We start from the raw sequence: 20,701 nt of genomic DNA, 5'->3' as shown, positions 1-20,701 counted from the left end.
CGACCGGCTCAGGCGACCGTGGCCAACGCGAACGGCAACACGGCCGACGCCCCCGCCCGCCGCAGTTCGCGGCCCGCCACGGTCATCGTCCACCGACTGTCGACGAGGTCGTCCACGAGCAGCACCGGCCCCTCGTGCGACTGCAGCGCGGCCCCGAGCGCAGGATCGACCACGAACGTGTCCCACACCCCCGACAAGCGGTAGGCGCTGTTCGTTGCACCGTCGCCGCGTGGCGTCCCACCGTTCCGGCCGAGCGTGCCGAGGAACTGCAACCGCCCGATTGAGGACAGTGCCTGCGCGAGCGACCCGACGAGTTCGGGCCGTGACCGCGACGACATCGCGACGACCCCGGTCGGACGGGTCTCCCACGGCCAGTCCTTGAGCGCACGGACGCACCCGTCGACGAGCTCCCGCGAGATCGGGGCATCGGGGACCCCCGGTGCGAAGAGGGCACGGAGCGGCCCACCCCACCCGAGGTCGGTGAGCCGGGCGACGGCGCGTCCGGGCTGGACGAGCTCGTCGGCGCCGATCTTGCCGCGCACGGGGACGCCGAGCGACGACATGCCCGACGGCCACTGGGCGCGCGGGGCGATCTCGACCCCGACCTTGTCGAGCGCCGCGGCGGCACCCGAGGCGTCCGACGACGACACCGACGTCGGGTACCAGGCGTCGGTGCAGTTGTCGCAGCGACCGCACGGTTCGGCGGACGGGTCGTCGAGGTCCTGCTGCAGGAGCTGCATGCGGCACTGCGACGTGGACTCGTAGTCGAGCATCGACGCGGCCTCGGCAGCGCGGGCAGCGGCGACCCGCTCGTAGCGGGGCGCGTCGTACTCCCACGGCTGCCCCGTGGCGACCCACCCGCCGGCGACGCGCTGGACGGCGCCGTCGACGTCGAGCACCTTGAGCAGGAGTTCGAGGGTGGAGCGCTTGATGTCGACCAGTCCCTCGAGGGCGACGGTCGACATCGCGGAGTCGCGGGACAGTGCGTTCAGCACCGCGGACGCCCGGGACTCGGTCGGCATCGAGGCGCTCGCGAAGTACTGCCAGATCTCTTGGTCTTCACGCCCGGGCAGCAGGAGCACGTCGGCGTTGTCGGTGGCGCGACCGGCACGACCGATCTGCTGGTAGTACGCCACGGGGGAGGACGGCGCCCCGACGTGGACGACGAAGCCCAGGTCCGGCTTGTCGAACCCCATCCCGAGCGCACTCGTCGCGACGAGGGCCTTCAGCTCGTTGCCCTTGAGCTGCTGCTCGAGCTGCTCGCGCTCGTCGGTGTCGGTGCGCCCGGTGTAGGCGCGGACCGCGTACCCGTTGTCGCGCAGGAGCCGGGCGATGTCCTCGGCCGCGGAGACGGTGAGCGTGTAGATGATGCCGCTGCCCGGCAGGTCGCCGAGGTGCGCGAGCAACCAGCCGAGCCGCTGTCGAGCATCGGGGAGCGACAGCACGCCGAGCCGCAGCGACGCCCGCGCGAGGGACCCGCGGATGGTGAACACGGGGTCGTCGGGGCCGGCGGTCAGCTGCTCGGCGACGTCCTCGACCACGCGCTCGTTCGCCGTCGCGGTGGTGGCGAGGACGGGCACGCCGTGGGGGAGCGACCGGATGAGCTCGGCCAGCCGGCGGTAGTCCGGCCGGAAGTCGTGCCCCCAGTCGGAGATGCAGTGCGCCTCGTCGACGACGAGCATGCCCATGCGGGCGATGAGCGTCGGCAGCTGGTCGTCGCGGAACCTCGGGTTGTTGAGCCGCTCGGGGGAGACGAGCAGGACGTCCACCTCGTCGCGGGCGAGCGCCGCCTGCGTCTCACCCCACTCGTGCGCGTTCGCCGAGTTGATCGACACCGCACGCACCCCGGCCCGGGCAGCCGCGGCGACCTGGTCGCGCATGAGTGCGAGCAGCGGCGACACGAGCACGGTCGGGCCGCCCCCGCGTCGCCGGAGCAGCAGGGTCGCGAGGAAGTACACGGCGGACTTCCCCCACCCGGTGCGCTGCACCACGAGGGCGCGCTGCCGGTGCTCCACCAGCGCCGAGATCGCCTCGAGCTGCCCGGGGTGGAACACCGCGTCGGGCCGCCCGGTCAGGGCGTGCAGCGCCTCCTGCGCCTCCGCAGCGATCGCAGCGGACGGCGGAGCAGGTGGTGGGGCAACAGACATGACCCCATGCTGTCAGCACCGACCGACGAAACCCGACCCGCGCCTCCCGTCTGTGGAGAACTGGCCGAGGCGATCCGCTACTGGTACGTGATCAGCGACGGTGTCGGCGCCACGTCCGCCATGGTCTGCTGCGGCGTCAGCATCGGCTGGTCCTCGTCGTAGAAGTTCTTCCATCCCCAGTGGATGCCCGCGGGCGCCCCGACGTGCAGCGCCTTCCACGTCGCCTGCTTGTCGGGCTGCGATCCCTGCCCGTCGACGTGCACGAGCATGTCGAGCTCCGGGTGCTGCTCGAGCGACGCGCGGTCCTGGATCATCGACAGCCGGAACTGGTGGAGCACGAACGCCTTCGGGGGGAGCCCCTTCGAGCGGACCAGGTCCGCGAGCCACGAGGACACCTCGTTCACCTCGGAGGCCTTCACGCTCCCGATCTGCTCGAGCGGGACCTGGTCGTGCCCGAGACGCCACTCGGGGTCGAGCGCCAGCCACACGCCCGGCTTCGACAGCAGCGACTCGTACCGCTTCGCCTGCGACAGGAAGTCCGCGCGCCCCGGCTGGAGGTCGAGGATCACGGGCATCCCGGCGTCGTGCGCGGCATCGACGTAGGGCTCGAGCGTCGACACGGGCAGCTCGGTCGAGTAGTCCCCGTCCGCGCCGGCGTCCCCGGCGGCGACGGTCGCGATGACCTCCATCGCGGGTGTGATCGGCACGTCGCCGAGCCCCTTGTACGACGCCGCGACGGACTTCGCGCGCTGCACCGTCGCCGTCGGGTCCTGCTCGCCGAGGACGCCGAGCGCGGGCGCCCCCGGCGCGCCGTAGAGCGCCACGTACCGGTGGCCGTCGAACGGCCGCTGACCGCCGTCGGGCAGCTGCCACCCGTTCTCTGCGGCGCGGACGGTCCACTCCGGGTCCGGCAGGTCGGCGAATGCCGCCCCCACCAGCACCGTCGGGTGGTTGCTCCGCTCGTGCAGTGCGGTCACGACGTCCGGCGCGGCCGCGGGGTCCGTCACACCGTCCGGCATCGTCACGACGCGGGCACCCGCCGCCTTCGCGGTCGCCACGGCTGCGGCGTCGGCGGTCGCGTCCGCCACGACGACGGTGGCCTGCCTGGAGGCGCGGCTCGGCTCCGGCGCGTCCCCGCCGTCCGGCGCGTCCTGCTCCGGGACGTCGGTGTCGATCGCGACGTCGCCCTCGGCCTGGTACCAGCGGGCGCCGAGCCGTTCGAGCTCGTGCGCCGCCGGCGACCCGTCCTTCGCCGTCGACTCGCCCTTCCCCGTCGACTCGTCCTTCCCGGTGAGGAGGACCGGGACGTGGGCCGCCTCGGCGGCGCTCGCCGCGGACCGCACGGCGTCGGCGTCGTCGGCGGGCGCGACGACGGCTCCGGGAGCGGACGCGAACAGCGCGCGGCTCGTCCGGACGGATCGCTCGGCGGCGTCGGACTCGGCCGCGACCGACACGGACTCCGCCGTCGCCTTCGCCAGGGTCGGCCGGGGTGTCTCGGTCTGTGACCCGGTGCACCCGGCGGCTCCGAGCAGCAGGCCGGCTGCTGCGAGTGCGAGGAGGACACGGGAGGTGGGACCGGAACGCATCGGGCCACCCTACGAGCCGGGCGTCGGAGACCCTGGGAATCCGACGGGTGTCGTGTGGAGCCGCGACGCGCTGGACGACTCGCGCGGGACGACACCGCGTGGCGCGGGAGGGGTCCGGCGTCCGCTATGCTGGTCGGGTTGCTCCGCGCTCCGGTCGGACGCGGGCGACGTGGGTCCCTCGGGGCTCGCGGGCTGTGGCGCAGCTTGGTAGCGCACTTGACTGGGGGTCAAGGGGTCGCAGGTTCAAATCCTGTCAGCCCGACCGGAGGGGTGTCTTAAGAACTGTCTTGAGAACTCAACACCTAAGAGAGGCCCGCAGCCGTCAGGCTGCGGGCCTCTCTTAGTCCTCGTTCTTCAGTCTCAGGCTTGCGTGGGTGCCGCCTTTGCTCGCTTCGATCGGCTGGTCGTCGCAGCGATCCGGTCATCGATCGAATGATCAGCTCGACCGATCCTGACACTCGGAAGTCGGGAGGCGAGCTCGGAGCGTTCGCAGCAACAGAGTGGCAACGTCCTGAATTGATGCAGCGCATCTTCGACTCCGAAGCAGAAGTCCGCGCCGGAGCAGCATCACTGTGCGCAGCCCGCGTATCCCGCGCCTCCGACTCAGCCCCCTTGATCTCGGCGTTGACAAGGCTCAGTAACGACCCGGATGAGCCGGTCAGGAAGGCCGTCAGCGAGGTCGTCCGCGAGCTTCGCGACCAACCCTTGCAACCGCTGCGGCAACTGCTTCGGGCTCTCATCGATTCGCCGAGCTACACCCACGCCACACCCCAATTGCTGATCGTTCTCCAGAACGCGAAGGACAAGGTCGATGACCTGGTCGACAAAGCCGCGCACGCCTTCCTCGCCGTGCATCGGGAGGAAGTCTCGGATCCGCACTGGAGCGGCTGCCGATGCGCACTACATCGCGGACCTCGTCGTACGGGGATTGGCGCAGGCTAGCGACGCGAAGCGCGTATCGAGCTTGCTGGACATTTTGGACAGGCTCGTGGGGCTCGGAGGGTACGGGGTCGACCGTGCGATCGAGAGCGCTGACCGAGCGTGATGGCTAGGCGATTCGGACTGAGCGCTCTACTGCAGACTGCGTCGAGTTGGCGACGAGACGTGCTGAACATGGGCCTGCTGAGGGTTCGGCCGGATCGTCGCGCCGCCACGACGCGCGACCCGTTCACGTCTCCGCGAACTCCTCCGAAAACGGCTTCGGCGTGACGACCATCCTTCCAGCGAGAGTCAGACCCTCACAAATCGGGAGTCAACCGAACTCGCAGAATCTCCGGCCCATAGGCACGGCGCGTCTGACGCGTCACAACCAAGCGCCCAGAGGAGAATGAGCAAAGCACAGTTGTGCACTCTGAGCACCAACCCGGTGTAACCCAATCGCACTAAATCGACTGTCCGCCTGGCCTGGGGAGCCTCTTCGCGCGCGCATCGAGACGAGGACGCCTGATGCAGATCACCCACCTTCGAATCTCCGGCTTCCAGTCGTTTGGCCCGGACAGGAAGGAGATCGCGCTGCGGGACGTCACCTACGTCCTGGGCCCCAATGGTTCTGGCAAGACGGCCGTGCTCGAGGCGCTCTCGCGGCTCTTCAGCCCGCTGCCGGTGCAGCGCAGAGTTCGTCACTCGGACTTCCATATCCCGAACGGACAGACGGCAGCCGAGGTGCAGGCCGCTGGACCCGTGATGTGGATCGAGGTGGATATCGAGTTTCCAGAGTCGGGTGCTTCAGGCGACCACGCCTCGATACCGCCCAACTTTGCGCACATGCGCATAGCCACAGAGGACGGCATCCCGCGCATCCGCGTGCGCCTCACCGCCACCATCGCTGCCGACAACGTGATCGAGGAGAAGCTCGAGTACATCCTCGAAGCGGATGCGGAAGGCGAGCCGCTGCAGCGAGCTGACATGTCGCGCTTCGATCGCGCCAATGTCGAGGTGCACTACTTGCCTGCGCGCCGCGATCCGGCCGAGCACATTTCCTACACGACCGCATCGCTCGTTGGGCGGGCGCTTCGTGCCGCAGACTGGACGACCGAGCGTAGGACGCTCGAGATGCTTTCGAAGAACCTCACCGAGGCACTTGCCGACAACGACGCCGTCAAGAGCATCGGCGTTCAGCTCGCGGGGGAATGGAAGGGGCTTCACTCAGGCTCCTTCTTCACCGACCCGTCCATCGCGTTCGGCAGCGGCGATCTCGAGAGCGTGCTCCGCCAGCTCACTATCTCGTTCGCACCGTCCCCAGCTGACTCCTCGCTTCCGTTCGAACGACTCAGTGACGGGCAGAAGTCGCTGCTCTACATCTCTTTGGTTCTGGCCTGGCAAGCTCTCGCGCGGGAAGTGCTTGGTGGCACAGAGACCTCGTTCGATCAGCACCGCCTGCGCCCTCCGGTGCACACCGTCATCGCGCTCGAGGAGCCGGAGAACAGCCTGGCTCCGCAGTACCTTGGCCGCATCATTCGGCAGCTCCGAAAGGCTGCGGAGCCTGGCGACTCGCAGTCTCTCATCGCGACACACTCGCCTGCCCTACTCCGCCGGGTCGATCCAGAGTCAATCTGCTTCCTGCGCCTCGACAGCAGCCGCCAGTCCCAGGTTCGGCGCATCCTCCTGCCAACGACGAGCGACGAGACGGCGAAGTACGTGCGCGAAGCCGTGCTCGCATTTCCGGAGCTCTACTTCTCGCGCTTGGTCGTTTTCGGCGAGGGAGACAGCGAGCAGATCGTGCTGCCACGTGTCCTCGCGGCGGCCGGCATTGCCGAGGATGACGCCTCGGTGTCAGTGGTTCCGCTTGGTGGGCGTCACGTCAATCACTTCTGGCGCCTCCTGAAGGAGCTTGAGATCCCGCACGTCACGCTCCTCGACCTGGACTCAGGACGGCACCAGGGCGGTTGGGGTCGCGTTCGGAACGCGCTGAAGCAGTTCAATAAGCTGAATCCGGACACCTTTGCTGCTGCGCTCATCGATGGTCTCCCGAAGTGGAACGACACCATCGACTTCCCGGAACTCGTAGATCCGACGATCGTTGGCGGCGTGGGTCCTGTTAACGCCCTCGAAGCTAAGGGCGTTTACTTCTCCCACCCCGTGGACCTTGACCTCATGATGCTCGAGGCGTTCCCTGACGCCTACGGAGTCGAATCGGTCGGTACGCCGGACGACAAGACCATCGCCGCGGTGCTCGGCAAGTCTCACGCGAGCGAGGATCGCCTCCCAACACACACCCTCGAGCTCTTCGACGACTATCACCGGCTGTTCGATCTGAAGAGCAAGCCCGCGTCGCACCTTCGCGCGATGGCGGCGCTGACCGACGAGGAACTACTCGAAGACCTTCCGGAGGTACTCGAGCGGCTCGTTATTGACGTGCGCGCAAAGCTTGGGGCGCTTCCCGAGTGATCCATCCCGATGACTGGCATCCCGTCGGCGGACTGGACCTCGAACCGAACGCACTGAAGGCCGTGCGCGAAACCGGCGCGAACCTCGTTGTCACCGCCGGCCCTGGTGCGGGCAAGACCGAGCTGCTGGCGCAGCGCGCAGACTTCCTCTTCCGAACAGGCGCGAGTCCCTATCCCAAGCGGATCCTCGCAATATCATTCAAGGTCGATGCGGCACGCAACCTACAGTCTCGCGTTCGTCTGCGATCCGGGTCGCAGTACGCGGCTCGGTTCGACAGCTTCACCTTCCACGCCTTCGCCAAGCGACTAGTCGATAACTTTCGTCCGGTGCTTACCGGCCAGAATGCCCTCAAGCCAATGTACCGGCTCGACGCGAGCACTCGGATTCAGAATGAGCAGATCACCTTCGACGACCTTGTGCCGCTCGCCCTCGAGATCCTCGAGAAGAACGAGTACGCACGTGGCGCGCTTCGGCAGACCTACAGCCACGTCTTCATGGATGAGTTCCAGGACGCCACGACCGCGCAGTACGCCTTCCTGAAGAAGGCGTTCGAAGGAACCGGCGTACATCTCATCGGCGTCGGCGACACCAAGCAGCGCATCATGCGCTTCGCAGGCGCGCTCGAAGGAGTCATGGCAACGTTCGCTACAGACTTCAGCGCGATCGACCTCCAGCTCTATCAAAACTTCCGGTCGAAGCCACGCCTGCGCCGGATGCAGAACCGCATGATTCTCGAGATGGACCCGGGCGCCGCGAGTCGCGACGCTGACCTCGTTGGGGAAGAGGGCGAAGTTCAAGTGCTGCGCTTCGACAACAACGAGGACGAAGCGGCCGCAGTTACGGCGATGATCAAAGGATGGCTCGAGGCCGGTGTGCCACCAAGGGAGATCACCGTGCTGGCGCGGCAGCAGCCCCACCTCATCACGAGCGTCCTTAGCGAGCATCTCAGCACCGCCGGCATCCCGTATCGCAACGAGCAGCAGTCGCAAGACCTGACAACGGAGCCCGTCGCGGCACTGATCTTCAACTACCTTCGCGTCGTTGCGGACGACGGGCGACCAGCGGCCTACACCGAACTCGTGCGCGTCGTAACCCACGGCGGAATCGAAGAGGTGGACGGGGTACTGGACAGCAAGCTCCGCGCGCTCCTTCGCGACGCCCGCCTTACCGTGCGCGCAGCAGGCTTCGACGCCGCCAAGTACTCGTCATGGACCCCACTCATCACTTCGTTCCTGAAGTTCGTGACTCGCCCATCGCTCAATGCGCTGTCTCCGTCGTATCAACAGGGGGACCGGCTGAACGACGTGATCAAGGAGGCCGCCGGCGCTTTCAAGCGCGAGCTAGCGTTCGACGGCGATCCGATCGCGGCACTCGACCGGCTATCAGAAGAGGACAGCATCCGGATCCTGACGGTGCACAAGTGCAAGGGGTTGGAGTTCGAGAAGGTCGTCGTCTTCGGAGTCGAGCCTCAGTTCTTCTGGGGCGATGACAACGACGTGAAGTCGGAATTCTTCGTCGCAATCTCGCGAGCCAAGGACGAACTGGTGCTCACCACGGCTCGTCACCGTACGAAGCCTTACGGCGCGAACGCCTACTGGCGTGAGGACTCGCCTCCGTACAACGCGCTATTGAAGTATGCCGATGAGTCCTGAATCCGCTGAGCTCGGTCCATTCCCGGAGACATCGAGTACGACCCCTATCTCGGAGAACCTCGTGACGCTGTCAACCGATCGGTCGCACTCGCGGCCCAAACCAACGAGTCCACAAACGTGACGGTCTTTGACCTCGCTGCGGATGCGATCGCCGCACTGACCGGCACCCGCTGGTCGATCACCGATGCGCCGGCACACGTGCCAGCGAGACCAGGCCTCTACGCGATCTACGGCGACGAGCAGGCGCACCGAGAGTTGGGGCTCCTCGAGGACGCCGAGGTCCGCAGCGCGCCGGAACTCCCGCTCTACGTTGGCAAGGCCGAGGCGAGCTTCGTAGAGCGCGATCTGAAAGACCACTTCGCTGCGGTATCGGGCAGCACAGCACGCACGGGCGGATCCACTGTGCGGAGGTCGTTTGCTGCGCTGCTGCGGGGTCTACTTGAGCTTTGTGCCGTTCCGCGGAACCTGGACAACCCGATGTACTTCTCTATGTACTCGCTGGCAGGCGATGGCGATGCACAGCTCACGGCGTGGATGCACGAGCACCTCTCGCTCGCGGTCTGGGCGGCACCGGTGCAGCGGAGCGTGAAGCTCGTTGACGTCGAGACTGCCCTCATCCGACACTTCACGCCGGTGATGAACATCGACAAGAACCCGCGGAAGCTCGCCCGGCTTACAGTGGCGCGCAAGGCGATGAGTGCCGAGGCGAAGGAGTGGCGGCCGCCTACACAGGCCGCTCGCGAAGCGGAGCGTAACCAGTGAACGGCACACGTGGGGACGCCGAGCGGTAGCGGCCCGACGCGGCGCTCCTCGCCGAGGAGGTCGTCTCGGGTGTCGCCGAGGCGAAGACGATCATCCCGTCAACCAACGGGTTGCTCTTCGTGTCCGCGGCATGTGTGCTCGCTGGAAGGATGTCGATACTCAGTTCGTCGTGGGCTCGGAAGAGCCTTTCGTAGGAGACGGCCTGGCGGGCGCTGCTGGGCTGCACTCCGCTGAAAGCCTTTGGGAGGTGCGTCGCCCGCACTCGCCCACACCCAGCGGAGTGGGTCCGGATCCAGCAAGAGCCCACTTCTCACTCCTGGAGTGCGCGCTCACGGCGAAAAACGCGCCGAGAGTTGAGCTCAGGACTCTAGGATGGGCTCATGATCCTTCTGAGCTTCACGGTGCGCAACCACAAGAGCATCCGCGACGAGGTCACCATCGATTTCATGAAGTCTTCTTTACGCACTCTCGCGCTGAAGGAAGGGACCTGGGCCGACTACACGTACCCACTCGTGGGAATCTTCGGACCGAACGCCTCCGGCAAGTCCGCGGTGCTGGATGCCTTCCACTATGCGATCGCCGCCGTAAAGTACTCGTCCACCGCATGGCAAGCCCGGCCAACGTTCACGAGAGAGCCGTTCAAGCTCGATGCTCACTCGGAGCAGGCGTCGAGCTTATACGTATTCCAGTTCGTTCACCGAGAACATCGGTACGAGTACGGCTTTGAGGTCGACGCCAAGGGCGTAGTGAGTGAATGGCTCCGCGAGGCGCCGCTCCGGTGGCGGACTCTACTTGAGCGTCACCGCGGCGAGAAGCCAGTCAAAACCCAACGTGCGCTCCTGGCGCTCGGTAGCGTCAGTGATAGAGAGCTCGCCCTCAGCCGCGCGCTCGTGATCGGGGATGACGTTCTTGCACCGATTGCTCGCGACCTAACCGATTCGTTCGACATCGTCTCGGTCAAGGATGTGCACCGCGAGAGCCGGCTGCGGAGCATCGCCGAGTCGCTAGTTGACGGCTCCGTGTCGCCGCTCGACATCGAGACCTTGCTGCAGGTCGCCGATATCGGGGTCCAAAAGGTCACAGTCGAAGAGAACGATCTGCCGGCCAACGTCCGGAAGGCGTTAACGCAGTTCAGGCGCGCTCTCAAGGTCGAGCCGGAGAACGATGCTGGCGATGGCGCCGATGAGCCAGATCCATCCGAAGATGAAACGGAACGGCCCGTTATCGACTCGGGCGAGCTAGACGAGGAGGACTCGAAGCAGATCGTCCGGAACCTGCTGTTCACGCACCGTGGCGAGTCTGCCGACGTGAAGCCGTTCTCGGTGGCGAGTGAGAGCGACGGGACGATCGCATGGCTCGCACTCATGGTTCCGGTCATCGACACACTCCGGAACGGTGGCCTGCTGCTCGTCGACGAACTCGACTCCAGCCTGCACCCGCACCTACTCGACGTCGTTCTGGGCCTCTTCACGGATCCAGCGCTGAATAGAAACCATGCACAGTTGCTATTCACCAGCCATGAGACGTACGTGCTCTCGCCTTTGAGCGATACGCGACTCGCGTCGGAGCAGGTCTGGCTCACCGACAAGAACTACGAAGGAGTGACGGAGCTCACGTGCCTCGCCGACTTCTCGCAGCATGCGGATGCGAATGTTGCGAAGCGCTACCTGGCCGGCCGCTATGGTGGCACGCCGAGGTTAGCGCCGAGCATGTTGGCGTCGCTCCTCGTGACTGGGGAAGCCTGAAGTGGCGGGCAAGGCCAAGGCAGCAGGGTCAAGAGGGTCGAGCACATACGGGCGCTCGAGTAGACCGAAGCGGCAGATGTACCGCCGGATCCTCGTCGCAAGTGAAGGTGAGATCACCGAGAAGCAGTACGTCCAGCGCCTGAGTCAGGTCTTGCGCTCGAAGGGCGTCAACGTGTCCGTTACAGCGGTGCATGGGTCATCTGATCCGGTCTCGGTCGTTCAGAAATGCATCGACGAGCGCGACCTAGAGAAGGAGTCCAAGCGAGAACCTTTCGATCATTGTGTGTGCCTCGTGGATGTGGACACCCATGCACATCTTGACGACGCGATTACTTTGGCCCGGGCGCACGGCATCCAGCTCATCGTCACAAACCTGAAGTTCGAGGCCTGGCTTCTCTGGCACGTCAGCGATAGCCTCGGAGCCAAGACATCGAGTGAGCTCGACGCGCTTATGAGAAAGCACGCGCTCTTCCAGAAGGAAAAGCACCTCGCTCAGGAGTTCCCGTTCGACGGCGTCGACCGCGCTGTGACTAACGCATACAGCGCCGATCCGGATCTTGCTGCCAACAGGAGGGGCCCGGACCCGTCGAGTGCGATGCCTGTGCTCATTCAGCTGATGCGAGGAATTCTGTGAGTTGCGACTCAGACGTGGGGCTTCTCGATGCAGTTGCCGCGAGCTCGTTGATATACCGATTCAAGAGTCCGCCGACCCTTCCGGTGAGGGCGTCGTCGTCGAGGATCACGCTCTCATCGCGGGCTCCGTCTCAGTATCGGTCGGAAGCATCCGTTCGCGGACCCGCGCGACTAGACCGAGAAGTAGAAACCGCTGGTCAGCGGGCGTATTCACACCGCACCGTCCGTCGCCAGAGGATAGCCCGACGTCGCGAGGGCCCCTCGGCCGCCAGCCGTGAGCCGCACCACTTCAGGCCTTGGCGAGTTCTTAAGACAGCCCACCGGAAAGCCCCGACGGAACGATGGTTCCGCCGGGGCTCTCGTGTTCTCCGAGCGGAACACGCTCCGTCGGCACTCGCAGGCGTCAGCGTCCCGCGGCCGCCGCCCCCGGCGCCCACCCGAGCGCCGGCCCGAGCCGCTCCGCCATGTCCGTGATGATCTGCGCGTAGTCCTCCGCCTCGAACGAGAACGGCAGCGCGAACGCGACCTCGGTGGCCACCTGGTACCCGGCGTCCGCGCGCAGCCGATCAGCGATCTCGGCCGACGTCCCGACCAGGTCGGCGGCGAAGAGCAGCTTCCCGGGCCCCATCGGCACCCCGACACGGCCAGACCGACCCTCGACGTACGAGCGGTACCGAGCCACCTGCGAGGGTGTCGCTGTGTCGGTGGGGATCACGACGAGGCCCTGCGAGACACGGGCGGTCCCAGGCGACGGGTGCGCCTCCAGGTACGCCTCGATCTGCGCGCGCTGGTTCGCCGCGAAGTCCGTGCCGATCTCGCTCCGCGTCACGCTCGAGGTCAGCAGGTGGAAGCCGTTCTGCGCCGCCCACACCGCTGACCGCGTGCTGCCCGTGCCGTACCAGAGCCGGTCGGCGAGGCCGGCGCTCTGCGGCTGGACGGTCGTGGCGAACTCCTCGATGCCGCGCTGCTCGGCGACCTCGACGATCGGGTCGCCCCGGACGAGGTCACGGAAGCGCAGCAGCCGGCCGTCACCGAAGTCCTCCTGCTCGGCGGTGTCCGGGTAGAGCGCCTCCCGGTAGAGGTCGTAGTTCATGGGCGTGCCCGACGAGAAGCCGGGGTTGAGCCGACCGCCGAGGAGCACGTCGACCGTCGCCAGGTCCTCAGCGAGACGGAACGGGTTCTCGGCGCCGATCGGGGTGACGGCCGTCCCTAGCGCGATCCGGGAGGTCCGCTGTGAGGCGGCGGCCATCAGCGCGACGGGGGAGGAGATGCCGTGCTGCAGGTGTCGGTGCCGCAGCCACGCGCTGTCAAAGCCCAGGGCCTCGGCGCGCTCGAGGACCCGGAGCGTCTCCTCGTGACCGAGCCGGGGCCGTGCCGGGTCGAACGACCCGATGGTGAGGAAGCCGAGGCGTTCGAGGGGACGTCCGTCGAGGGGCATGCGTCGATCGTCGCAGATGAACCGGTGCGAGGGGCGTCGGCGGTCGTGTCGGGTGGGTCAGGGGACGCGGACGGTCCGGCACCCGAGGTCGATGCCGCTCGTGCCCCAGTAGGGGTCGGCCGCGGTGATGCACACCCGGTGTACCCCCGACGCCGCCCGGACGACCCCTCGGAAGCCGTGGTCGCCGGTCACGTGCAGCGCGCGGTCGACGTCGGCGCGCGGCCTCGTCGTGGTCAGCAGCGCCGCCTGGGTACCGTCGACGTCCACGGCGACGTCCATCGGGTCGGCGGCGCGCTCGACGTCGACCGCCCAGCCCGACACCGTGATGCCACCCGTGGTGCCCGCAGCGCTGTCGAACGCGCCGTGGGTCGGGACGATCGTGGTGCCGCTGATCCGACTGTCGTACGGCACTTCGGGATCGGACGAGCCGCGCACTGCCTGGAACTCCCAGCCCGTCAAGCGTGTGGTCCGGGTGTCCCAGACCTGCCGCGCCGTGGTCGTCATCGTCACGGAAGCGCCGGGGCGGAGCGCGGGCAGGGTGCAGGTCGTCACCCGGGCGACGGCGTCGACCGTGCAGCGGCCGGAGGAGCTCGAGACGGCGACGTGGTCGAAGGCTCGCAACGACGCCTTGTCCGGTGGGTTGGTACCGGTGTCGTAGGCGAAGCGGAGCCGGACCGGCCCCGCCGTGGCCGCGGTCCCGACGTCCTGCACCGTGAAGGCCCACTTCGCCGTGTCGTGGAACGCCACCTGGGTGGTGTCGACGGCGTCGATCTGGAGCCCGGCGGGATCGTCGGCCGCAGTCGCCGCGACGGAGGCAGCGAGTGCGCCCCACGGGACGGCGATGCCCATGAGGACGACCATCGACAGAGCGACGCGTCGGGGACGTGTGGACTTGACGGGCATCGGCGCCTCCTTGTCGGGTGCGACGAACGCTACGGCGCGGGTGCGGTGCTGTCCGGCGTGGACCGTGAGAGCTGGCTCAGCCCACGACGTACCCGGGACACCGCGCAGTCCCACCGACGCAAACCGGACTCCCAGGCGAACACGCATGTTCCGCCCTTAGTGTCGCGCCAAGCGCAAACGCGTGAACTCACTCGCATTGGTTGAAGGACCGATCCGTACCGGAAGGCGGTCCTCATGACCACCACTCCGCTCGCACCGGGTTACACCCGCACCCGTCCCGCAACAGGTCCCCGCAAGGGCACCTCGACCTACTCCGCGCTGCTGGCGCAGGTGAAGGACAACGGCCTCCTGCGCCGCCGCACCGGTTTCTACTGGTCCCTGTTCGGAACCCTCATCGGCACCCTCGCCCTCGCCTGGGTCGCGTTCGCGTTCCTCGGCGATTCGTGGTTCCAGCTCATCGTCGCCGGAGCCCTCGGCGTCCTCTTCACGCAGTTCGCGTTCCTCTCGCACGAGGCCGCGCACCGCCAGGTCTTCGCCTCGCAGAAGTGGAACGACCACGCCGGCCGCTGGCTCGGCACGTTCATGGTCGGCCTCAGCTACTCGTGGTGGATGAACAAGCACACCCGCCACCACGGCAACCCGAACACCGTCGGCAAGGACCCGGACATCGCGCCGGACGGCATCCGCTTCCTGCCGGAGGACGCCGCGTCGGTGAAGGGCCCGCTCATGACCACGTTCATGCGCTTCCAGGGCTGGCTGTTCTTCCCCCTCCTCACGCTCGAGGGCCTGAACCTGCACCGCTACGCCGTGATGAGCATCGTCACGGGCAACGGCACGAAGGCCGACGTGAAGCACCGCTGGCTCGAGGCCGGCCTGCTCGTCGCCCGCTTCGGCATCTACCTGACGATCGTGTTCTGGTTCCTGCCCTTCGGCATGGCGTGCGCGTTCCTCGGGGTCCAGCTCGCCGTCTTCGGTGTGATGATGGGCGCCTCGTTCGCCCCGAACCACAAGGGCATGCCGACCATCGCGCACGACGCCAAGGTCGACTTCTTCTCGCGCCAGGTCCGCACCTCCCGCAACATCCGCGGTGGCTGGTGGGTCTCGTTCCTCATGGGCGGCCTGAACTACCAGGTGGAGCACCACCTGTTCCCGTCGATGCCGCGTCCGGCGCTGAAGCAGGCCCGCCTGCTCGTCCGTGACCACTGCGACACGCTCGACGTGCCCTACACCGAGACCACCCTGCTGCGCTCGTACGGCATCGTCGTCCGGTACCTCAACCGGGTCGGGCTCGCTGCTCGTGACCCGTTCGCCTGCCCGATGGTCGCGCAACTGCGCATCCACTGAGAGGGGTGGCTCTGATGCCCACCGGAACCGTCAAGTGGTTCGACAACAACAAGGGGTTCGGCTTCATCACCCCGGACGACGGGTCCGACGACCTGTTCGCCCACTTCTCCAGCATCGTCGCGTCGACGGGCCTGCGCTCGCTCGAGGACACCGACCACGTCCGCTACGTGGTCGGCCCCGGCAAGAAGGGTCCGCAGGCCGACGAGATCTCCGTGATCCGCGGCTGACGTCACCAGGTGACGGACGGGATCAGGGCGTCAGGACGATCCGTCCGAAGACCTCGCCGTCGTCCATGCGGCGGTGCGCTTCCGCAGCGTCTGCGAGCGGCAGCACCGCGTCGACGACCGGGGACAGGGTCCCCGCGGCGGCCGCGCGGAACAGTTCCGTCCGCGCCGACGCCAGGGCGTCGCGCGGCACGGAGTCGAGACTGAGGGTCGCGACCGACCGCGACTGCTGGAAGCCGCGGAGCAGGTGCGCACCGAAGTCCGCCGGCGGCATGCCGGCCACGGCGCCGACGAGGACGAGCCGACCGTTCGGTGCCAGACGGTCGATGAACGCGGGCATCGCGGGGCCGCCGACGACGTCGATGACCACGTCGTAGGAGTCCGGCCCGTCGCCCGCGCCCTGTCGGTCGAGCACGTGGGTGGCGCCGAACCCGCGCAGCCGGTCGCCTCGCTCGGCCGAACCCGTCGTCACCGCGACCGCCGCGGCACCGGCCTGTGCGGCGAGCTCGACGGCGGCGATCCCGATGCTGCCGGCGGCTCCGCGTACCAGCACCCGTTCGCCCGGGGCGAGGTGCGCGTGCGCCAGCGCGAACCGGGCGACTGGGGCGGCCGACCCCAGGGCGACGGCGTCCACGGCGTCGAACCCGTCCTCGAGCGGTGTGAGGTCCCCGGTCCCGGCGACGACACGCTCGGCGTACGCGCCACCGACGCCCGTGAACGCCCAGACCCGGCGGCCGAGCCAGTCGACGTCCCGCTGGTCCCCGACGGCGACGACGCGCCCGGCGACCTCGCTGCCCGGGACGTACCCGGGCTCGAGTCCGGGGCGCGCGATCGTCCCGCGCCGGATGACGGCGTCCACGCCGCCGACGCCGATCGCCTCGACGTCGACGAGGACCTGGCCGGGCGCGGCGACGGGTTCGGGGAGCTCGGTGGGGACGAGGCCGTCCGGCGGACCGAAGGACTGGATGGTGACTGCGTGCATGCTCGCGACGCTAACGGACGCCCGCGTCCACTTGACTAAAGTGGGAGCGATGACCGACGAGACGTCTCACCTCCGATCCGACGCACGCGAGAACCGCGACCGCGTGCTGCAGGCCGCGCGCGAGCTGTTCGGCGCGCGCGGCCTCGACGTGACGATGCGGGACATCGCCCGGCACGCGGGGGTCGGGCCGGCGACGCTCTACCGGCGGTTCCCGACCCGGCAGGACCTCGTCGACGCAGCGTTCGACGACGAGCTCGAGCTCTGCCGGAGCATCGTCCTCGAGGGTGCCGCGCTCCCGGACCCCTGGCTGGGCCTGCGTTCCGTCGTCGAGCGGACCGTCGAGTTGAACGCCCGCAACCAGGGCTTCGTCGATGCGCTCGTCGCCGCGGGCCAGGTGTCCGACCGGCTCGCCCGGCACCGCGCCGAGCTCCTGCACGCGATGGCGGGCCTGGCGTTGCGAGCCAAGGCCGAGGGACGGTTGCGGCCCGACTTCGTCGTCGACGACCTGCTCCTCGTGCTGCTCGCGGCGCGGGGGCTGGGCGGGGACGACCCGGCCGAGCGACTCGGTGCCGCGCGGCGGTTCGCCGCGCTCGCTCTCGACTCCTTCCGGGCGTCGGCCACGAACGAGCGGCTGCCGGAGCCCGCGCGCGTCGCGGGGGCCGTGCTCCGCGCCGCGGCGCGGCCTACTTGATCCCGGTCGAGGCGATGCCCTGCACGAACTGCCGCTGGAACGCCATGAACACCACGAGCAGCGGCAGCACCGTGACGGTGGCGATCGCCATCACGGCACCCCACGGCGAACTGAACGCCGGGTTGTTCGTCAGCGTCGACAGCGCGACCGGCACCGTGAGGTTCTCGTTCCCCTGCAGCACGACGAGCGGCCAGAGGAAGTCGTTCCACCGCGTCATGAACCCGAGGATCACGAGCACCCCGACGAGGGGACCGCAGGTCGGCAGCACGACCCGGAAGAACGTCTGGAACTCGCCGGCACCGTCGAGCCGCGCGGCCTCCATCAGTGCGTCCGGCACCCCGAGCATGAACTGCCGGGCGATGAAGATCCCGACCACGTCGAACACCGTCGGCAGGATGACCGCCCAGGGGGAGTCGACGAGCCCGATCTTCGCGACGACGAGGAAGCTCGGCACGAGGGTGACCTGGATCGGGATCATGATCGTGACGAGGAACGCCGAGTAGAGCAGCCCCCGCCCGACGAACCGGAACTTCGCCAGGGCGTACCCGGCCATCAGCGAGACGACGACGCTCAGCGCGGTGCCGACACTGGTGATGAGCGCAGAGTTCCCGAGCCACCGCCAGACCGGCTGCGTGCTGAACACCTGCGTGTAGTTCTCGAAGGTGGGCCGGGTCGGGAAGAGCGAGAACGTGCCGCTCTGCGACTGGCCGCCAGGGGTGAGCGCGGAGACGACCATCCAGTACAGCGGGAAGACCATCAGGATCGCCAACGCGGTGAGTGCGGCGACGAGCACCCAGCGGCCCGGGCGCGGCTTCCGCCGCGCGGCGGTCGGACGGGAGGCGCGGGTCGACCCCGCAACGGACAGTGCCATCAGATGGCCTCCTCAGCCTTCTTGTTGGCCCGCTGCCGGAGCAGCGTGAACACGAGCAGGATCGCGACGAGCACCAGCCCGAGCGCCGCGGCGTACCCCATCCGCGCGTCGATGAACGCGGACCGGAACACGTACTGGATGAGCACCGTGGTGGAGAAGCCGGGGCCGCCGCCGGTCATCACGTAGATGACGTCGAACGCCTGCAGCGAGAACACCACGTTGAGGATGAGCAGGATCGACGTCGTCGGTCGCAGGAGCGGCCACGTGATCGTCCGGAACCGCACCCACCGCGAGGCACCGTCGATCGCGGCTGCCTCCTTGAGCTCGGCGGGCACGGACTGCAGCGCGCCGAGGTAGATCACCATGCAGAACCCGATCCGGGTCCACACGACGACGATCACCAGGGTCGCCATCGCCCAGCCGGGCGCGGTCAGCCAGGGCACGCGGCCGAGACCGAGCGCCTCGAGCAGGTTGTTCACCACGCCGTAGTCACCGTTGAAGATCCACGACATGATGACGCCGACCACGACGCCGGCGGCGACCATCGGCACGAAGAAGAGCGCACGGAACACCGAACGCCCGGGCAGCGGTCGGTTCAGCGCCACCGCCAGGGCGAGGCCGATCGCCATCGCGGTCGGGACGGTCCCGACCGTGAAGACGAGCGTGTTCCGCAGCGCCGTCCCGATGAGCGGGTCGGAGCCCATGTCGACGAAGTTCTTCCCGCCGACCCAGGTGCCGTCGCCGAGCGAGGTGCTCGAGTCCTGGAAGCTCAGGGCGATCGCGGTCACGATCGGGATGAGCGAGAAGCCGAGGAACAGCAGCGCCGCGGGGCCGACGAACACCCAGGGGACGAACCGGCCCTGGCGTCGTCGTGCGGCACCACCGACGGGGAGCCCACCGGTCGGCGGGGCGGTCGACGCCGTGGTCCGGACCGGCGCGGTCTCAGTTCGCAGTGACACTGCGCATCGCCTCCATCATCTGGCTCGAGGCCTCCTTCGGGCTGAGCTGCCCGAGCAGGCACAGGTCGAGGTAGTCGGCGAACACCGCGTTGAGCGACGAGAAGTACTGCCCGCTCTCGGCCTTCACCATCGACAGCGGGATGGTCGACCCCTGGTCGATGAACCGCTGCATGGTGTCCGAGTTCGCGGCGTACCCGATGTCCGCCGCGTCGAGGGACTCGCGGGCGGGCAGCCAGTTGCCGTCGTGGCAGAACTGCTGCATCTTCGGCCGCGAGGTGATCATCGCGACGAGTTCGGCCGCGAGCTCGGGGTGCTTGCTCGACTTCGTGACGGCGAGGGCGTTGCCGCCGAGGTCACTCGCCTCACCGACGTTGCGGATCATCGGCGCCGTGCCCCAGTTGTCCCGCATGTCGGTGTCGAGCTGCACGATCGACTCCGGGTTGTTGAGCATCATGCCGATCTGCCCGGTCAGGAACAGGTTGCGGGAGACGTCCCCGCCGCCGCTCTTCGACAGGTTGCCGGTGGTGGCGAGGCCGTCGGCGTACCACTTGCGCCCGAACGCCAGGGCGTCGATCGCCTCGGGGGTGTCCATCGAGGGGGTGGCACCGTCCTCGCCGAGGAACGCGCCCCCGTTCTGGTAGACGAACGGCAGCCACCGGTAGGCGGTCTCCGGCGCGGACCAGCCGTACCCGAACGCGTACTTGCCGGTGACCTGCTTGACCTCTTTCGCGACGTCGAGGAACTCGTCCCACGTCCACGCGTCCGCGAGGCGCTCCGGCGGGGTGACCCCGATCCGGTCCATGACCTCGCGGTTGTAGTAGGTGATGAAGTTGTCGGTGTGCTGGAAGACGCCGTACACACCGTCGTCCCGGGCACCGATCGCCCAGAACGGCGTGCTGTAGTCCTGCTGGTAGTCCTTCGGGATCGAGCCGGAGATGTCGACGAGGCTGCCGTTCGCGGCGTACCGGCCGATCTGCTGCGGGGTGATCCGGATGACGTCGGGCGCGAGGTCCGCGGCGAGCCGGGTGATGAACCACTGGTGGAACTGGCCCGTGGTGACCTCGACGGCGACGCTGGTGCCGGGGTGCGCCGCGACGAACTCGTCGGCGATCTGCTGGTAGCTCGTGATGTCCGTCGGGATGTTCCAGGTCGACAGACGGATGTGCTTCGTGCCGCCGTGGGCAGCGGTGCCCTGGCCGGCGCAGGCGGCGAGTGCGCCGGCCATCGAGATGCCGGCCAACGCGAGGAACCCGCGTCGGGCCAGCTGGGTGGGTGGTCGGGTCGGCATGGTCCTCTCCTTCGAGGTCGTGGTGCCGTGGTGGTCCAGGAGGCGCGGTGCGCGTCCCGGGGTCCGGGTGCGTCCGTGACGGGGCCGGG

General features: G+C 68.0%; 17 protein-coding genes and 1 tRNA gene. 10 read left to right on the top strand and 8 right to left on the bottom strand.

Going from position 1 to position 20,701, the window contains the following annotated elements; all coding sequences use genetic code 11:
- Positions 1–8: 8 nt before the first annotated feature.
- Complete coding sequence (locus tag JSX79_RS13575) at positions 9–2,147, bottom strand: ATP-dependent DNA helicase RecQ (RefSeq protein ID WP_229086676.1); 2,139 nt, start codon at positions 2,145–2,147, stop codon at positions 9–11.
- A 77-nt stretch (positions 2,148–2,224) separates the two neighbouring features.
- Positions 2,225–3,733 carry a hypothetical protein gene (locus tag JSX79_RS13570; protein WP_229086675.1) on the bottom strand — a complete coding sequence of 503 codons (1,509 nt, stop codon included), beginning with the start codon at positions 3,731–3,733 and terminating at the stop codon, positions 2,225–2,227.
- A 188-nt stretch (positions 3,734–3,921) separates the two neighbouring features.
- On the opposite strand from JSX79_RS13570, the gene JSX79_RS13565 reads away from it, so the two are divergent.
- The 7 genes from JSX79_RS13565 (at position 3,922) to JSX79_RS13535 (ending at position 11,913) form a co-directional block, all read left to right on the top strand.
- Positions 3,922–3,995 (top strand) — tRNA-Pro (locus tag JSX79_RS13565).
- A 257-nt stretch (positions 3,996–4,252) separates the two neighbouring features.
- The gene (locus tag JSX79_RS13560) at positions 4,253–4,675 is read left to right on the top strand and encodes a hypothetical protein (RefSeq protein WP_229086674.1); all 423 of its coding nucleotides are present in this window, start codon (positions 4,253–4,255) and stop codon (positions 4,673–4,675) included.
- A gap of 504 nt (positions 4,676–5,179) precedes the next feature.
- Positions 5,180–7,120 (top strand): ATP-dependent endonuclease, encoded by a 1,941-nt coding sequence (locus JSX79_RS13555; RefSeq protein ID WP_229086673.1) that lies wholly within the window; start codon positions 5,180–5,182, stop codon positions 7,118–7,120.
- On the top strand, positions 7,117–8,772 hold the full coding sequence (locus tag JSX79_RS13550) for a UvrD-helicase domain-containing protein (RefSeq protein WP_229086672.1): 1,656 nt from the start codon (positions 7,117–7,119) through the stop codon (positions 8,770–8,772). The genes JSX79_RS13555 and JSX79_RS13550 overlap by 4 nt, the downstream gene beginning before the upstream one ends.
- 117 nt (positions 8,773–8,889) lie before the next feature.
- A complete protein-coding gene (locus JSX79_RS13545; RefSeq protein ID WP_229086671.1) occupies positions 8,890–9,534 on the top strand; it encodes a GIY-YIG nuclease family protein in 645 nt (214 codons plus the stop codon).
- Positions 9,535–9,914: 380 nt separating this feature from the next.
- Positions 9,915–11,279 carry an ATP/GTP-binding protein gene (locus tag JSX79_RS13540; RefSeq protein WP_229086670.1) on the top strand — a complete coding sequence of 455 codons (1,365 nt, stop codon included), beginning with the start codon at positions 9,915–9,917 and terminating at the stop codon, positions 11,277–11,279.
- A gap of 1 nt (position 11,280) precedes the next feature.
- Complete coding sequence (locus JSX79_RS13535; RefSeq protein WP_229086669.1) at positions 11,281–11,913, top strand: RloB family protein; 633 nt, start codon at positions 11,281–11,283, stop codon at positions 11,911–11,913.
- A 402-nt stretch (positions 11,914–12,315) separates the two neighbouring features.
- On the opposite strand, the gene JSX79_RS13530 is transcribed toward JSX79_RS13535, so the two are convergent.
- Positions 12,316–13,350 carry an LLM class flavin-dependent oxidoreductase gene (locus JSX79_RS13530; RefSeq protein WP_229086668.1) on the bottom strand — a complete coding sequence of 345 codons (1,035 nt, stop codon included), beginning with the start codon at positions 13,348–13,350 and terminating at the stop codon, positions 12,316–12,318.
- A 57-nt stretch (positions 13,351–13,407) separates the two neighbouring features.
- On the bottom strand, positions 13,408–14,253 hold the full coding sequence (locus JSX79_RS13525; protein ID WP_229086667.1) for a hypothetical protein: 846 nt from the start codon (positions 14,251–14,253) through the stop codon (positions 13,408–13,410).
- 234 nt (positions 14,254–14,487) lie between these two features.
- Here JSX79_RS13525 and JSX79_RS13520 point away from each other — a divergent pair, with 234 nt between their 5' ends.
- Positions 14,488–15,597: an acyl-CoA desaturase gene (locus JSX79_RS13520; protein ID WP_070416482.1), complete on the top strand. Its 1,110-nt coding sequence runs from the start codon at positions 14,488–14,490 to the stop codon at positions 15,595–15,597.
- A 14-nt stretch (positions 15,598–15,611) separates the two neighbouring features.
- Positions 15,612–15,824 carry a cold-shock protein gene (locus tag JSX79_RS13515; protein WP_070419121.1) on the top strand — a complete coding sequence of 71 codons (213 nt, stop codon included), beginning with the start codon at positions 15,612–15,614 and terminating at the stop codon, positions 15,822–15,824.
- A 22-nt stretch (positions 15,825–15,846) separates the two neighbouring features.
- Here JSX79_RS13515 and JSX79_RS13510 read toward each other — a convergent pair whose 3' ends face one another.
- Entirely contained in the window at positions 15,847–16,803 is a 957-nt protein-coding gene (locus JSX79_RS13510) for a zinc-binding dehydrogenase (protein ID WP_229086665.1), read from the bottom strand.
- A gap of 49 nt (positions 16,804–16,852) precedes the next feature.
- Between JSX79_RS13510 and JSX79_RS13505 the strand changes: the two genes are divergently transcribed.
- Complete coding sequence (locus JSX79_RS13505; RefSeq protein ID WP_229086664.1) at positions 16,853–17,494, top strand: TetR/AcrR family transcriptional regulator; 642 nt, start codon at positions 16,853–16,855, stop codon at positions 17,492–17,494.
- Here the strand turns inward: JSX79_RS13505 and JSX79_RS13500 are convergent.
- The 3 genes from JSX79_RS13500 to JSX79_RS13490 are packed head-to-tail and all read right to left on the bottom strand — an operon-like array spanning position 17,487 to position 20,612.
- Positions 17,487–18,365 (bottom strand): carbohydrate ABC transporter permease, encoded by an 879-nt coding sequence (locus JSX79_RS13500; protein WP_229086663.1) that lies wholly within the window; start codon positions 18,363–18,365, stop codon positions 17,487–17,489. The two genes, JSX79_RS13505 and JSX79_RS13500, sit on opposite strands and share 8 nt — an antisense overlap.
- Complete coding sequence (locus JSX79_RS13495; protein WP_229086662.1) at positions 18,365–19,324, bottom strand: carbohydrate ABC transporter permease; 960 nt, start codon at positions 19,322–19,324, stop codon at positions 18,365–18,367. Before JSX79_RS13495 ends, JSX79_RS13500 begins: the two co-directional genes overlap by 1 nt.
- Entirely contained in the window at positions 19,308–20,612 is a 1,305-nt protein-coding gene (locus JSX79_RS13490; RefSeq protein WP_071303648.1) for a sugar ABC transporter substrate-binding protein, read from the bottom strand. The genes JSX79_RS13495 and JSX79_RS13490 overlap by 17 nt, the downstream gene beginning before the upstream one ends.
- Positions 20,613–20,701: the final 89 nt, after the last annotated feature.

Origin of the sequence: Curtobacterium sp. GD1 (genome assembly GCF_020882855.1) — a bacterium.
Lineage (GTDB): Bacteria > Actinomycetota > Actinomycetes > Actinomycetales > Microbacteriaceae > Curtobacterium.
This window is presented reverse-complemented; position numbering and strand designations above follow the sequence as displayed.